This is a genomic window from Corynebacterium parakroppenstedtii, from assembly GCF_019754935.1.
In the GTDB taxonomy this organism is placed as follows: Bacteria; Actinomycetota; Actinomycetes; order Mycobacteriales; family Mycobacteriaceae; genus Corynebacterium; species Corynebacterium parakroppenstedtii.
Genome location: NZ_JAGSOA010000003.1, coordinates 152,962 through 167,786, shown reverse-complemented (window position 1 = coordinate 167,786; position 14,825 = coordinate 152,962). Strand labels below are relative to the sequence as shown.

13 protein-coding genes are annotated in these 14,825 nt (G+C 54.6%); 8 read left to right on the top strand and 5 right to left on the bottom strand.

Going from position 1 to position 14,825, the window contains the following annotated elements; genetic code table 11:
* Positions 1-208: 208 nt before the first annotated feature.
* Positions 209-1,108 (top strand): Abi family protein, encoded by a 900-nt coding sequence (locus tag KCQ76_RS09385; RefSeq protein ID WP_231725409.1) that lies wholly within the window; start codon positions 209-211, stop codon positions 1,106-1,108.
* A gap of 186 nt (positions 1,109-1,294) precedes the next feature.
* On the opposite strand, the gene trhA is transcribed toward KCQ76_RS09385, so the two are convergent.
* The gene (gene trhA / locus KCQ76_RS09380; RefSeq protein ID WP_221914857.1) at positions 1,295-2,005 is read right to left on the bottom strand and encodes a PAQR family membrane homeostasis protein TrhA; all 711 of its coding nucleotides are present in this window, start codon (positions 2,003-2,005) and stop codon (positions 1,295-1,297) included.
* A gap of 52 nt (positions 2,006-2,057) precedes the next feature.
* The gene (locus tag KCQ76_RS09375; protein WP_160296106.1) at positions 2,058-4,121 is read right to left on the bottom strand and encodes an alkaline phosphatase family protein; all 2,064 of its coding nucleotides are present in this window, start codon (positions 4,119-4,121) and stop codon (positions 2,058-2,060) included.
* 244 nt (positions 4,122-4,365) lie between these two features.
* On the opposite strand from KCQ76_RS09375, the gene KCQ76_RS09370 reads away from it, so the two are divergent.
* The 4 genes from KCQ76_RS09370 to KCQ76_RS09355 all read left to right on the top strand — a co-directional run bounded on the left by KCQ76_RS09370 (position 4,366) and on the right by KCQ76_RS09355 (position 8,089).
* Positions 4,366-5,331 (top strand): chymotrypsin family serine protease, encoded by a 966-nt coding sequence (locus KCQ76_RS09370; protein ID WP_046202005.1) that lies wholly within the window; start codon positions 4,366-4,368, stop codon positions 5,329-5,331.
* Between the two features lie 87 nt (positions 5,332-5,418).
* The gene (locus KCQ76_RS09365; protein WP_046202006.1) at positions 5,419-6,393 is read left to right on the top strand and encodes a daunorubicin resistance protein DrrA family ABC transporter ATP-binding protein; all 975 of its coding nucleotides are present in this window, start codon (positions 5,419-5,421) and stop codon (positions 6,391-6,393) included.
* 27 nt (positions 6,394-6,420) lie between these two features.
* Positions 6,421-7,185, top strand: coding sequence for an ABC transporter permease (locus KCQ76_RS09360; RefSeq protein WP_046202007.1), 765 nt, complete (start codon positions 6,421-6,423; stop codon positions 7,183-7,185).
* Between the two features lie 103 nt (positions 7,186-7,288).
* On the top strand, positions 7,289-8,089 hold the full coding sequence (locus KCQ76_RS09355) for a fructosamine kinase family protein (protein WP_046202008.1): 801 nt from the start codon (positions 7,289-7,291) through the stop codon (positions 8,087-8,089).
* A gap of 39 nt (positions 8,090-8,128) precedes the next feature.
* Here KCQ76_RS09355 and KCQ76_RS09350 read toward each other — a convergent pair whose 3' ends face one another.
* Positions 8,129-9,322, bottom strand: a complete 1,194-nt coding sequence (locus KCQ76_RS09350) for an AbrB family protein (protein ID WP_046205276.1) — start codon at positions 9,320-9,322, stop codon at positions 8,129-8,131.
* A gap of 91 nt (positions 9,323-9,413) precedes the next feature.
* On the opposite strand from KCQ76_RS09350, the gene KCQ76_RS09345 reads away from it, so the two are divergent.
* Both KCQ76_RS09345 and KCQ76_RS09340 read left to right on the top strand, forming a co-directional pair.
* The gene (locus KCQ76_RS09345; RefSeq protein WP_012731029.1) at positions 9,414-10,118 is read left to right on the top strand and encodes a response regulator transcription factor; all 705 of its coding nucleotides are present in this window, start codon (positions 9,414-9,416) and stop codon (positions 10,116-10,118) included.
* 134 nt (positions 10,119-10,252) lie between these two features.
* Positions 10,253-12,022: a sensor histidine kinase gene (locus KCQ76_RS09340; RefSeq protein WP_052722391.1), complete on the top strand. Its 1,770-nt coding sequence runs from the start codon at positions 10,253-10,255 to the stop codon at positions 12,020-12,022.
* On the opposite strand, the gene KCQ76_RS09335 is transcribed toward KCQ76_RS09340, so the two are convergent.
* Positions 11,997-12,977, bottom strand: a complete 981-nt coding sequence (locus KCQ76_RS09335) for an alpha/beta hydrolase (RefSeq protein ID WP_160296107.1) — start codon at positions 12,975-12,977, stop codon at positions 11,997-11,999. The genes KCQ76_RS09340 and KCQ76_RS09335 overlap by 26 nt on opposite strands.
* A gap of 51 nt (positions 12,978-13,028) precedes the next feature.
* Complete coding sequence (locus KCQ76_RS09330; RefSeq protein WP_046202012.1) at positions 13,029-13,463, bottom strand: HIT family protein; 435 nt, start codon at positions 13,461-13,463, stop codon at positions 13,029-13,031.
* 72 nt (positions 13,464-13,535) lie between these two features.
* On the opposite strand from KCQ76_RS09330, the gene purD reads away from it, so the two are divergent.
* A complete protein-coding gene (gene purD, locus KCQ76_RS09325) occupies positions 13,536-14,816 on the top strand; it encodes a phosphoribosylamine--glycine ligase (RefSeq protein ID WP_046202013.1) in 1,281 nt (426 codons plus the stop codon).
* Positions 14,817-14,825: the final 9 nt, after the last annotated feature.

Genomic DNA, 14,825 nt, shown 5'->3' with positions numbered 1-14,825 from the left:
GCTAAGCGAGTTTTGGTGTTTGTTGTCATCCCCCGATGTTGGTGCAATTCGGGCTCGGTCCCCGTGGCTTTGAGCTTGTTGTATTTTCGCGAACCGGCATGTAACCTTAGATACAACATGACCGGTTCCGCTGCCCATTTCGATGGGAGTCCAGGGCCGGTCTTTGTTTTAGAAAGGCACCAGAGCATTGAGTCCGGCAAAACGCTTCGTGACCTACGATGACCAGGTCAAACTCCTTTGTGCGCGGGGGATGCACATTGAGAATCAGGATCGAGCCAAAGATATTTTGGCGTGGCTGAGCTATTACCGCTTGTCGGGGTATTGGTATCCGATGCGTCGCTTCGACTACGGTACTCGGAGAAGGTTCGATAGTTTCATCGAGGGGTCATCCTTCGATTTAGTGGTGGAGCTTTATAAATTTGACGAACGACTTCGGCACGATGTTTTTATGGAGCTAGATCGTGTTGAGATGGCCATTCGAACAATGCTCGGATATGAATTAGGCCGTGTTCATCCATTGGTCTATCTTGACGCAAAAAGTTTAGGAGCTCGGGCGGAACAGCGACGCAGAAAAGACGATCGTAGGGTACACGACGTCTGGCTAGATAAATACGAAGGAGCCTTGGAGAATTCCAAGGAGGTCTTTGTTGCCCACCACAAAAAGAAATACAGCGGTGAATTACCGGTATGGGCAGCAGTAGAGATTATGGACTGGGGTATGTTGTCTTATTTATTTGGTATGTCGCCGAATATCGTTCGGAACCGTATTGCTGCGCGGTGTGGGCTGAATGCTCCGCAATTGGAATCGTGGCTCAAATCGTTGAATATCGTTCGCAACTACGCGGCTCACCATGCCCGGATGTTTAACCGTGTTTATGACATTAAGCCCAAGCTCAGTGATGATCAACGGCTGAAATCCGTTGCCGGGAAAATGAATCGGACGTTTGGCCAGCTGTCCTTAATTCAATACTTGCATCGTCAGCTTCATTTATCCCCGGCAAAACGTTTGCCAGAGTTACTGAATACTTACCCAGATAACCCTATAGTCCCACTGGAGCGGACAGGAGCCCCTCTTAACTGGTCAGATCATCCGCTCTGGAAATGTTAGTTTCGAAATAGTTAGTGCTTTTAGACTTGTTTTATTAAAATTGGTCTGCGCTGAGACAATCTCAGATGTTTCATATGATTAAAGTTACTTCGGTTTTGACGGTTAAGTAGTGAAAAGTGTTCTCACCGTCGCTAGCCAATTAATCGGTCGTAACTGCAAAATAACTATGTGCCCTCGTCGTCACCCTTAGCTCACCACCAATAACCAGATAGCAATGTGGTGCAATGCGGCCGCGACGATGGTACTCGCGTGGAATACTTCGTGGAAGCCGAACCAACGCTCCGATGGGTTAGGGCGCTGAACCCCGTACACGATGGCGCCGAGCGAATAGATGACCCCTCCGACGATAATCAAAACCAAAGCGGCAAGGGGCACGAGCGATACCAGCGCGGCGGCTTTCGCTACCACCAGCCACCCCAAAAGAAGATAGATTACGACGTCAACCCAGCGGGGATGGTTGGGCAACAGGAGGTTAATCGCGACGGCTCCACCTGCAGCAATCCACGCTGTGGGGAGGATCCACAATCCGTCGCCCATGGAGTTAAACGCGTACACCGCGACGGGTGCATAGGTGCCCGCAATAAAAATGGCAATCATGGAGTGGTCCGCGCGTCTCCACATATCGACGGCGTGCTTCGTATGCCATGGCACCCGGTGATAGAGGGCCGACACCGTAAGCATTCCAAGGAGGCACACGCAGTAAAGAACGATTGCAGCGATGAACGTCGCGCTGTTATGGAGCGCAGCAGTCGTGGCCACGAGCGCAGTGCAGGTACCTGCAAAATAAATGGCGGCAATTTCATGCAGGCGACCACGAAGAATAGGCCTGGGCCCGCGATCGTACGGAACGGTGGAGCGTGCATGATGTCGTGGCAACTGTGCCGGCGCAGGGTTCATGGAGAAAAGTGTATATAGTTTTGTGTGCGAATGCGTTGGAATAAATCCTGCCTCATCTATGTACTGCTCCGTTCGCTTCATAGTGAAATTCCGCAGGGCCTTTCACGACGATGGCGTAGCGGCCGTCTCTCCCCGTGGGTATCTCAAGAGTCACCGTGCCATGAACGTCGCACGCGATGACGTCTTTTCCAGGCGTTCCCAAATTATCGGCGTCCGCATTCTCACGTCGTTCGGCGTTGGACGGATTCTCACGTCGGTCGTCACCGGCCCCCTTTGCCACGTTGCTCGACCCGCGTCTGCTCTCTGCCTCAACATGTTCGACCATCCGTACGGGGTCTTTAGCGTCGTGGAAGCAAAATACCAGAAAGTTCGCGGTGGCAAGACCGTCGTTAGTCAGGTGTAGTTGGATGGTTTTGTCCGAGGGCTGCTCCGTAGTTGCCGCAGATAGTTGATAGGGCAAGGGGCGATGAGGACGTCGGCCCGGTTCTTGCTGTGGCATCACGCCCTTTTCCGGTGGCTGTGGGTGCCAGCGCGGCTCGAGCTCCGTCGTTGGCGGCGGGTGAGATGCAGGTGTAAAGGGCTGAGGATGAGAGAAATCAAAAGCGCTGGTTAAGTCTCCGCTAATTGTGCGACGCCATCGCGACACGGTGGGAACCGAAATCCCCTTCCACGCCTCTAAGAAATGCGAGGCAGAGGTGTGGTCGAACACCTCTGAACAGCGATATCCGCCGACGCTCCACGGGGACACGACGATCATGGGAACGCGGTTACCGAAGCCGAGGGCTTTACCTTGGTACCATTCATCTTTTTCATTGCGCGGTGGCCGTGGCGGTGGAACGTGGTCGAAGTACCCGTCGTTCTCGTCGAAAGTAATAAATAGTGCGGTGTGTTTCCACACGTCAGGGTGTTTTCCTAGAGCATCTAAGAGGCGATAAATAAGGTTCGCCGACGCACGCGGCGATGATGCCGATGGGTGTTCAGATTCGGTGCTCGACGGCACGATCCAGGACACGGGCGGCAGCGTTCCCGCGGCGATGTCGTGCTCAACGCGCTGAGTTATGGTGTGTGGCTCAGAGCGGTAGAGCGCGCGGTCGAAAATGCGTCGCTCCGTCGGCGTTAACTGGTCAAGCTTATGTGTCAGTTCCTTGGTGAGCTTCTGAACCGTCGGGCTGTCGTTCTTCTCAGTCGCGGTGGCGAGGGCCGAGTAGTAATTCTCCCCGAAGTCCTTGTGAGCGGCGAAAACCTTCTCTGAAATTCGCTTGGTATAGCGGAAGTACTCGAAGTTGTTATCGGTGAAGTTGTCCCACTCTTGGTACACGCGCCAGTCAACGCTAGCATTATCCAAGATTTCCCCTAGACATGGCCAGTCGTAGCCGGGATGCCCGTCATCGTAGGCCCGGTTATCCACCGCTCGTGTCGACGGGGACGCAGGCTCAAATCCTGTGTAGCCGGAGAAATAGTAGTTTCTGTTGGGCGATGTACTCGTCGGCACGGAGCAAAAGTACTGGTCGCACACCGTGAATGTGTCGGCGAGTTCATATTGGAATGGCAAGTCGTGCCGGTCGTAATAGGCCATCGTGGAGGGGGTTTTGGCCTCTATCCAGTTGTCACACCACCCGCCGTGTAGGGCAGAGGTGCCTCCTTTCCATTCATGGTCGAGGGCGTCGACGTTTTCCGCATTCATTGATTGACGGCCTGCGGCGTCGCGGATAGAGAAGGGCAGAGTGACGGTGCCGCGCGAGTCTTTTTGCTCGAACACGGTTCCGCCACTGCGTTGAGGAAGTGGGTGGAGGTCGCCGAACCCTTGAACACCCTTGAGACAACCGAAATAGTGATCGAACGCCCGGTTTTCCTGCATGAGAAAAATAACGTGATGAACGTCTTGGAGGGAACCAGCAGGTGCAGCGGTAGCAATTTGCTGAAGAATAGACCGGGGGAGAAGGGAGCCACCGAAAGTAGAAGCACCGACGGCCGCTGCTCCAGCTGCTGCACCTTTTAGGAAGGAACGCCGGCTCAGGCCCGTGCCTTGCCCACGAGGCTGCTCCTGTTCGCGGGGTGGTTGCTTGTCGGACTCGTTGTTGTGTCGGGGATTATGTACGTCATGGAACCTTTTCACGGGATTCGTAGCGTATCTGGGTAAGGGAAACATGAGGTGACAGGCGCATGAAATCTAAAAGAATGGAACTCATGTCAACCTGGGGGATATCAGTGCTTCCGGTGCAAAAGGACCAAAAGTAGTGCTCTCTTCTCGTTGATTAATTGGATAGCTCTTTAGCTAGTTGAAAGTTATGCCTGATTGCGGGGGTGATAATGATCTCGATCGCTCCGTTAATCCTGCTAAGTGAATGTAAAATATGCCTATGAGTAGTGGGGCAAAAAAATTATTAGCAGGCGTCGTTGCTGTTGCGCTGGTAGCTGTCGTTGTGTCTAGGAATAATGATGATTCGGACAAATCTAGTTCGCCAGAGACTTCGGCTACGCAGAAGATTGAACCATCGTTCAATCCTGATTGGTCGAATCAAACCCGGCGTTCACGTCCGACTATCGATCAATCTCAAGTCGGCGGTGGCAACCTCGGACGGGCTGCAAGTGGGCAACGAGTGCGGCAAGATTCTTCCATACCTCAGAAAAGAAAAATTATCCGGAACTCCCAGGACTTTGAATATCTGGAGGCCGGTGACCAGATAGCTCCAGGAGGGAAATATTTTATTGAGGATTTAGACGGTAATTTTGGCGAATGTTCCTGGGGCTGGACAGTAATAAACCCTGATGACACGGATCACGTTTATAATCTCACTGCGGGACATTGCGGTAGTAAGCGTGACAAAGTTTATCTAAGGGCCGATAATGGTGAGTATGTTAATGTTGGCGAATTTGTGTGGAGTGTTCTCGATGGGACTATGGAAAACGTAGGTCCAGGAAGAGACTATGGATTGATCGAGATTTATCCTAAATACTACAAAATTATTCATACCACTCCAGATGTCGCATGGGGTGGTGTTCCAACCTCGGTGAAAGGTTCTTGGGGGCCGGAAGAATTAGAACAGAATAGGCCTTATACTTGCCGCCTGGGCTGGCGTTCGGGTTTGTCGTGCGGGGATTACCAGTCAATGGTCTCAAAATATTCACTTGAGTTTGATGGTATTCAGGACCACGGCGATTCTGGCGGGATCGTATGGGCTACGGCTCCAAATGATTCATCCCATGCGACTGCCTATGCAGTAGGTATAGCAAGTTATGGTCGTGAAGACGATGCCACCACCCCAGGGGCTAAGGTCATTCAGCCTGTACTCGATAGTTTTGGTCTCCAGTTGGTAACGTCGTAGGTCTCTGCCGAGGGCGGTTGTGTCTCGTGCCAAGCTGGCCGGATTTCTGGCATGATGTAAGCCATGCCTAATAGCCCTGGTAAGCCGATGATTGAAGCGCACGATCTGACCCAAACTTTTCGTGGCCGTGGTCGTGATAAAAAGCCAGTAAAAGCCGTCGACCGTGTGAGTCTGCACGTTGATCCAGGCGAAATCATCGGCTTCCTAGGTCCTAATGGTGCAGGTAAGACGACAACACTTCGCATGCTGACGACGTTGTTGAAGCCGACGAGTGGTTCTGCCCGTGTTGCAGGTTTCGATGTGGCGACGCAGCCCGTAGAGGTCCGTCGTCATATTGGGTATGTCAGTCAGGTGGGCTCGGCCGGTTCCAACGCGCACGCTGGTGAGGAACTGATGGATCACGGCATGCTGTATGGCTTACGTAAAAAGGACGCTCAACGGCGCGCTCATGAGTTATTTAAACAGTTTAGTTTAGATGGTTTGTGGGACAGAGAGCCCAAGAATATGTCGGGTGGCCAGCGTCGGCGTCTCGATATTGCGATGGGGCTAATCCATAGCCCGGGCCTCGTTTTCCTTGATGAACCGACGACAGGCCTGGACCCACAGGCACGGAGCAACCTCTGGGACCACATTCGTAGCCTCCGTGAAGACCAAGGTGCAACGATTTTCTTAACAACTCATTATTTGGATGAGGCCGATGCTTTAGCAGATCGGATCATTGTTATCGATCACGGACGGATTATCGCGTCAGATACGGCGGAGAATTTAAAGAGTTCGGTGTCCGGGGATCATGTTTCTCTCCGCCTCGACGACGCCACCCGCCAGGCTGAGGCCGCGGAAATCATAACCCGCGTGATGTCAGAAGCAGATGCGTCGACAACCCCTGATCTAAAGGTGACTGGCGACCTCATAGAAGCAGACCTCTATAACTCCGGCCATCTGTTACCGGATCTGATCAGGTCATTAGACGAGAAGTCGATCGGTATCGCGGATCTTAATGTCCGGCGCCCCACGCTGGATGACGTCTTTTTGTCACTGACCGGTCGCTCGCTGCGAGATTAATTCTCCACAATCTTTTGAGGATATTTCATGGGTATATCTAATTTCTTCCGTGAGAGTTTCATTATCTGCCGCAGACAATTGCGCATGAATTTACGTAACCCCGCCTGGATCATTATCGGCTTATTGCAGCCAGTGATGTATTTGGTGTTGTTCGGCCCTCTACTTAAGCCCCTGACAGCCCAATTCGGTGCGACGAACGCCTACACGTTCTTTGTCCCGGGTTTGTTGGTCCAGCTGACCGTTTTCGGGGCGATGTTCGTCGGCTTCGGCGTTATCGCCGAGTGGCGTGACGGAGTGATCGAAGCTGAACGCGTTACCCCAGCTAGTAGGACTGCGCTGTTATGTGGGCGCCTCATGCGAGATGTGACGCAACTGGGCGTCCAGTCCACCATCCTCATCGCGTTGGGCTATGCGATGGGAATGAAAGCACCGATTGCGGGTGTGATCCTAGGCATGATCATCACGCTCTTTGCCGGCGCAGCGTCGGCAGCGGCATCGAATGCACTGGCTTTGACCAGTAAAGACGAAGACGTCATGGGTCCCCTAACCAATATGCTTATCATGCCTATTCTGTTGTTATCCGGAATTATTTTGCCAATGTCACTGGCTCCCGCGTGGCTCGAACGGCTATCGGACTTCATGCCCACTCGGTATATCGTCGACGCTGTTCGCGCAATCTTTGCGGAAAACCCCGACGCTGCCACAGTAACCTGGGGAATTCTGTGGTCTCTTGTCATTTTCTTCGCCGGTATCTGGTGGGGGACTCGTACGTTCCGTAAGGAAAATTCATAACAGTAGGCCGGATTGCGCCAGAGATCGTGAATGTAAGTCATGAATAATCGTTAGAGAAAAAATGATGTCACCTATAGGCATGTAAACGTCTACGGTTGGGGGCATGGCTTTTATTGACGACGATACGTTTACGAAGAACACACATGGTCGGGCTGCCGAATGGGAAGCAGCCGGCTTGAATTGGCTGCGCGAGGCTGAATCGTCGGGCGGGGCGCGCGTCGTTAAGGTTTTCGGTCAGGATGATTCCGTGCCCGGTGGCGGGCTTGTCCTGGAGCGCTTGGACAATGGTCGCGCCTCAACCCGCTTTGCCCGCGAGTTCGGCGCTGCGCTGTCACACACCCACGAAGCGGGAGCTGCCGCGTTCGGCGCTGGCCCAGACGGTTGGGAGGGCGATGGCCTTCACGGCCCGAATGACGAGTTAATGCCGCTGAGCTTGAAGCATTATGACCATTGGGGCGAAATGTACGCGGAAGCTCGCATCATGCCGACGCTCGAGCGCATCAACAGTTCGCAGCGCGGAGCATCCTTGGGAGAACAGGGCAACAAAGCTGTTGAGGCAGTGTGTGAGCGTCTTCGAAATGGTGATTTTGACGATATCGACACTCCGGCTCGGATCCACGGGGATCTATGGGCGGGCAATGTGATGTGGACGTCGTCCGGGGCGGTGCTGATCGACCCGAGTGCCTACGGTGGCCACCCACTGACGGACCTTGCCGCGCTCGCTCTTTTTGGCGCCCCCAAGCTCGACGCTATTTACGAAGGCTATGAAAATGAGGGATTTCTCAATAAAGGATGGCGGGAACTTATTCCGTTGCACCAGCTAAGCATGTTGCTTAGCCACGTGTACCTCTTCGGAAGCAGCTACGTACCATCCACGGTTCAAGCAGCCAGCCAGTACGTATAGTTCTGGGGAGGCCACCTGCCTCCACTGACATCCACATGATTAGTGATGCGTGGCGGTATTTTTAATCCGTCGTAAAGCACGGATGAGCTGTGGCACAAAGGCAGTGACAATCAGCATGACGATCATCCTGGTCACTTGCATGACAGTAACAATGGGTCCCGCTCCGCGGTCGTGGGCGATAGCCAGGACGATATAAAGGCCGCCAGGTGTCGTCGCTAAGTACGTTTCAGTGAGCGTCCCAAGGCCTAAGACTGTGAGTATTCCGGCCATCACACCACATCCGCCCATCAAAACAATGATGCACAGGAATGCGAGCGGAAGGCGTTTCGCGTTAGTTACCAATGATTGTCGGTCGAACGCGCCGCCGGCCTGCCAACCGATCAAAACAAATGCGGCCGCTTCTAAAACGCCAGGTATCGAAATGAGATGTGGTTGCCATTCACCTATCACGACGGCGATGGCCAAAGGGGCAAGCAGGCGGGGTGCAGGTAATGGGGTAAAACTGGCAAGCCACCCAGGAATAGTGATCACGGCCAACGCAACTATCCAGTTCATTACCGAGTGAGAGGAAAGGTTTACGAGGGGTTCTGAACCAACATCAACATTTCCGCCAACCAGTAATGGAATTAAAAATGGCAGTGAGAAGGAAACGATAAAAACGCGGAGATACTGAGCAACCGTGACGTATCGGAAATCTGCCCCCAGTTCTTCGGAAAGAACAGACATTGCCGACGCCCCACCCGCGAGTGTGGACATGACTGCTGTGGGTGAATCGATGGTTGAAAAACGTGTAATCACCCAGGCACAGGCCGCGCAGAGAAGCAAAGTGATTCCGATAGCAATAAGTGACGGAAGCGCATAGGAGGCCAAACGGTCCGGGGAAGAATTAACCAAAGGGCCTGCCGCCAAGAGCGAAATAACGCCTTGCGAGGGGCCGATCGTGGAGCGCGGTGGCCGGATCCGTGTGCTCGCGATGATGGCTCCGCACAGCCCACCCACCATCGAGCCCAACATCAGAGGGGAGGGAAGTTGCGCTACCCGGCAGAGTCCGACGGCAACTAGCGTCGCGATGATCGCGATAGTCCACCCGACTAGTGACCTGCGGGTGCTGGCCTTGGTGTGGTGGATAGTCACCTGATGCATCGCCTCCCGGTTGGTATTGCTAACTTTACGCTGATTGCGGGTGAGTTGAGTGTTCACAGCATTCGTACACCAGGCTTCCAGAATGCTCACACCCGGCTTACAGGAAACAGGCTGAAAGTGCTCAGTAACTTCATATGCGGTGTATGCAGACAAATCACCAGTAATCGTGCACACTGGAACTATGAGTTCTGCTGAAGCCCCCACACGCGTTCTTGTTGTTGATGATGAAGCAAACATCGTAGAGCTTCTCAAAGTATCCTTGAAGTTCCAAGGTTTCGAGGTCGCGACCGCGAGTGACGGTGGGGAGGCGTTGGATATTGCACGTTCGTTCCATCCCGACGCGTTTATTCTGGACGTCATGATGCCCCGCATGGACGGGTTCACCCTATTGAGCAAGCTTCGCGCGGACGGCCACGATGCACCGGTACTTTTCCTAACCGCCAAAGATGCTGTTGATGACCGCATTCACGGTTTAACAATTGGTGCCGACGATTACGTCACCAAACCGTTTAGTTTGGAAGAAGTCGTTACGCGTTTGAAAGTGATTCTCCGCCGCGTCAGCCCGCCAGAAGTGGATGACGATCAACGAATTACCTACGCCGACCTCACCTTGGACGACAATTCACATGAAGTAACCAAGGCAGGTGAATATGTGGATTTATCCCCGACGGAGTTCAAGTTGCTCCGTTATTTAATGGTTAATGCCGAAGTTGTCCTGAGCAAGGCAAAAATCTTGGACCATGTGTGGAATTACGACTTCGGCGGTGATGGAAACGTTGTTGAGTCTTATGTTTCTTATTTGCGGCGCAAAGTGGATAAGGACGAGCCGCATTTGATTCAGACCGTCAGAGGCGTGGGATACGTTCTCCGCACACCCAGGGCGTAATTAGTATCGCCATCTCGATGCACTGGTGGACCAATGTACGGTGCACCAGTGAATGTCATGTGATCGCCTAACGGTTATTCGATTGCTTAACGTAAGGGGCCATTGCCATTTCACTACATTCGCGTTTTAACGCAGTGTTACACCGTCTGAAAAAGAGTGATGCGCCGAACGACGCTGACACGAGCCAGTCGGTAGCCACGCAGCAGCCCAGTACTATCGATCAAACGAACTCGTGGGCACTTCCCGCACCATCCTCTTCCGAGGACGGCACCATCCACGATGCCGACGTCGCCCACGACGCTTCCGCCAACGACGACGCCTCCGCGCTGAAGAAAAGCGTGCCGGTCGCTCCGCCAGGTCGGCAAACAACGCGCCCACGAAGCTATAGCGAAAAACGTCGGCAAGAATGGGAACGCAAACAGCACACCGGCGCAGCTAAGCGCGGCCTCTCGCGGTTGCCGTTGCACACGTCGCTCATCATTATCGTGATGGTGATTTCCGCAGGTGGAATGTTCTTCACCGGGCTCGCAGTGACGTCCACGCTGAGGGAATTCATGCAGTCGCGCATCGACGCCTCGCTGGAATCCACAGCGCATTCGCCCTTCATCGAGCAAGGGCGCCTGCCCGTGCAAAGCGCATATAGCGAAAACCCCAGGCTTCCTAGCCAATACTTTGTGCAGGTCACACACTCCGACGGGTCCGTCGTGTCCTACGACTACGGGTTCGAGTCCTACCCCAACCTTGACTCGGTCACCCACGAGACGGGCCCCGTCACCGTCTCGGCCGCACGAGGTTCGAAATCCACAGCACACTGGCGCGCTATGGCGCTGAAAAGCCAAGACGGTGACCTCGTCGTCGTCGCGGTCTCTCTCGACGATAACGAGCGAACAATCTCCCGCCTCTTCCTTCTCGAAGCTGGCCTGGGAATGCTCGTCCTGGCGGTGCTTCTCATTCTGACCTGGTATGTTGTCCGACGATCACTCCGGCCCCTCAGCCATGTCGAACGCGTTGCTGGAAAAATTGCCGACGGCGACCTCTCCCAGCGACTTCCAGAATGGCCACCGGACACTGAAGTCGGCGCGCTCTCACGGTCGCTAAACAAAATGTTGGCGCAAATCGAGCAATCCTTCGTCGCAGTGGAACGAAGCGAAGCAGAAGCTCAGGAAAATGCTCGCGTTGCGCGCAAAGCAGAAGCGCAAGCACGTGAAGCAGAGCAAACAATGCGTCGTTTTATAGGCGATGCATCTCACGAATTGCGCACTCCATTGACATCAGTCAGCGGATATGCGGAGCTTTATCGGACGGGTCAAACCGACGATCTCAACCTTGTGCTGGATAGCATCTCGGCCGAGGCAGAAAGGATGAGCGTTTTAGTTCAAGATCTTTTGGATCTTGCTCGGATGGATAACTCGCGCCCATTGGAGCACAAGAGTGTCGATATCCTCAGTGTCGCAATCAGTGTTATTCAGAACATGAAAGTGAACTATCCTGATCGCGATATTTCCATGACAAATAATTGCGTGGAACCACCCATTGTGACAGGGGATAGCGCTCGCCTTCACCAGGTTCTCACCAACCTTATGACGAACGCCCTCAAACATGCAGGTCCAGAGGCTGCCGTCCGCATTGCTCTAGACGATTCCACCCTGGGAACGTCACCGAAGAAGAAAGCGGTACGTATTCGGGTCATCGACAACGGTGTGGGAATCCCGCCAGAGGATAGTGAGCACATTTTCGAGCGCTTCTACCGAGCCGATTCATCACGATCGCGGCATCAGGGTGGGGGCTCCGGATTGGGACTATCAATCGTTCAAGGTTTAGTGGAACAGCATGGCGGAAAAGTCACCGTCGATAGCGTCGTCGATGAGGGAACCACTTTTACTGTTCTTTTGCCCCACGAATAGAATTCTCGCGGGTGGAGTCCTCACGAATAGAATCCCCGCGATTAGATTCCCCACGAATAGGAGCTTTCGCGACCGCAGCCTTCACCATCGCGATGGCCCTTCCATCGCGCGGCAACAAATTGTGCAGTATTCTCGCGCCAGGAAAATAATCCTGAAGAAGCACCGGCGTCACGTGATCCGTCGGCACGTCAAAAGCAGCACTAGGGCTCACGATGTAATCGGTGCTACTAGCGATGGGAAGAACCTCTATCGATCGATCGACACCACGCAACGCGCGCTGCAAATCCGACGAGTCCTTAAACTGGTCTTCAGCGGACGCACCCACGGCCCAATATGCAAACCTGTGCGTCAACCGAAAGAAAACCGAAAGAACAGGACCATATGATGACACATCTTTCGGTAATAGCTTCCACCGAGGAATTCCCGAAAAATGGGCTCCTAAGCCAATAATCCGGCGAATTGAGACAACACGTTGAACCTCAGGCCGTGACGCAGCAAGAAGCGCAATCAATCCGCCCCGAGAATGCCCAAGGAGAATAAGCTCCCGCGCATGAATCTTTTGGCTCAGCTCAATAATCTGTTCCGCTAATTCATCGACGCACTCATCAACGGGAGCGGTCCCTGCCTCGCCATAATCCACATAAAAAGCCCGCCGGTCCGTGATATACCGAACAAGAACTTCCCAGTTGCCTTTCGCCCCGATCATCCCGTGCACACAGAGCAGCGGCGGCTTTTCATCATCCGCCAGCGGGCTAAAATCCTGCTCCGGCACCCGGCCCATGTCGGGAACGTGCGCCATGGCAGGTATCCGCTCGCCCCGATGAAAACGCCCACCCTCGTCGGTGTAGGGGTGCACGCGTGACGAACCAGCCCACTGATGCCCGCGGGGACGGAGAATCCGCGGGTTCACGTGCAGAGGATGCGCGGTCATAGCCTCACGCAGTCGTCGAGACACTCTGAGCATCGTCAGCTATTCACCGTCAGTCATTGATCGTTTATTTACCGTCTAGTTGTCGTCGACTCCGGTATCGATCCCGGCCTTGGTCAGCTCCGCCCGGATCTTTGCCGCAGCCGCGTCCATCGCATCCGGGTCGGTATCGTCGGCACGCATGATGTTCTGCAAGCTATAACCGGACATGTCGGAGGCAGGGAACACGTGGACGTGAGCATGGGGAACTTCAAATCCTGCGATCAGCATGCCGGCACGAGGTGCGTCGAAGGCGTCGGTAATGGCACGGCCAATGTTGTGGGCGACGGCAGAAACGTGCGCCCATTCGTCGGCACTGAGGTCAGTCCACCGATCAACTTCCTTAATGGGGACAACTAAGGTGTGCCCGTACGCGATGGGTTCGATGGTGAGGAACGCGGCGACGGTGTCGTCGCGGTAGACGAACCGACCTGGGATGTCGCCGTTAATGATTTTCGTGAATACGGTAGCCATAAGTCCAGAGTAGCTATTTCCGAAGTGGGTAAAAAGCTTTGTATGTCAGGTGGGTGCCTTAGAGTATTGGGTATGCAGATACTTGTCCTGGGTAATGGTTCTCGTGAGCACGCTCTTCTTTATTCGTTGTCCAAAGATTCGCAGGTGAGTGGGTTGCACGTCGCCCCAGGTAATGATGGGATGACCGCTATTGCGCAGCTCCACCCCGATATCGATATCAATGATGGTTCGCAGGTTGTTGGCTTAGCGACGTCATTGGGCGCGGACCTGGTGGTGATTGGGCCGGAAGCGCCGCTGGTTGCCGGAGTGGCTGATGCTCTTCGCGACGCTCACATCCCCGTGTTTGGTCCGGGTGCAGAGGCTGCGCAGATTGAGGGATCTAAGGCTTTTGCCAAAGACGTTATGAAGGCTGCTCATGTGCGCACTGCACAAGCGGAGTCCCTGCAGCCAGGGGCATCGAAGGACCAGGTCGACGCTGTGTTGAACGACTTTGGCCCGACGTTTGTCGTGAAAGATGATGGGTTGGCGGGCGGTAAAGGTGTTGTCGTGACACAGGACCGCGACGAAGCCCGCGACCATGCCGTCGCCGTGTTGGAGTCGGGCCACCCGGTGTTGGTGGAGTCCTTCCTCGACGGCCCGGAGATTTCGCTCTTTTGCCTGGTAGATGGCGATACGGTGGTGCCCCTGCTGCCGGCTCAGGACCACAAGCGCGTCGGTGAAGGGGACACGGGTCCCAACACGGGCGGAATGGGTGCCTATGCGCCGCTCCCGTGGTTGCCCGATGGTGCCGTTGACCGGATTGTTGATGAGATCGTGCAACCGGTGGCCTCAGAGATGGTGAAGCGCGGCTGCCCCTTTAACGGGCTGCTTTACGCGGGTTTGGCCTGGGGGAAGGAAGGCCCGGCGGTTGTCGAGTTTAACTGCCGCTTTGGGGATCCGGAAACCCAGGCGGTGCTGGAGCTCCTCGATACTCCGTTGGCAGGAGTGCTGAACTCCGTGGCGACGGGCCACTTGGCGGATGTACCCCCGTTGACCTGGAAAGATGGCTACGCCGTGACAGTGGTGTTGGCCGCCCAGGGCTACCCGGCGGGGCCACGAAAGGGAGATCCCATTTCGGGCGCGGAGCCCGGCACAGAGGACGATGGTGTCCGCCACGCGGGTGTCGCGCGGCTCGGCGACCGCTTAGTGTCCGCGGGCGGACGTGTGCTCAGCGTGGTTGGCGTCGGCAAGAATCTAGACGAAGCGCGGGCAAAGGTGTATCGAAAGATGGAAGGTATATCGTTGCCGGGCGGGCATTATCGGGGCGATATTGCTCAGAAGGCCGTCGAGGGCCGTATTGGCATCGCAAACTGATCTGGAGGA

Excerpts from the sequence above, each read along its gene's own strand:
- trhA (WP_221914857.1), bottom strand. The coding sequence starts at position 2,005 with ATGAACCCTGCGCCGGCACAGTTGCCACGACATCATGCACGCTCCACC.
- KCQ76_RS09370 (WP_046202005.1), top strand. The coding sequence starts at position 4,366 with ATGAGTAGTGGGGCAAAAAAATTATTAGCAGGCGTCGTTGCTGTTGCG.
- KCQ76_RS09365 (WP_046202006.1), top strand. The coding sequence starts at position 5,419 with ATGATTGAAGCGCACGATCTGACCCAAACTTTTCGTGGCCGTGGTCGT.
- KCQ76_RS09360 (WP_046202007.1), top strand. The coding sequence starts at position 6,421 with ATGGGTATATCTAATTTCTTCCGTGAGAGTTTCATTATCTGCCGCAGA.
- KCQ76_RS09355 (WP_046202008.1), top strand. The coding sequence starts at position 7,289 with ATGGCTTTTATTGACGACGATACGTTTACGAAGAACACACATGGTCGG.
- KCQ76_RS09345 (WP_012731029.1), top strand. The coding sequence starts at position 9,414 with ATGAGTTCTGCTGAAGCCCCCACACGCGTTCTTGTTGTTGATGATGAA.
- KCQ76_RS09330 (WP_046202012.1), bottom strand. The coding sequence starts at position 13,463 with ATGGCTACCGTATTCACGAAAATCATTAACGGCGACATCCCAGGTCGG.
- purD (WP_046202013.1), top strand. The coding sequence starts at position 13,536 with ATGCAGATACTTGTCCTGGGTAATGGTTCTCGTGAGCACGCTCTTCTT.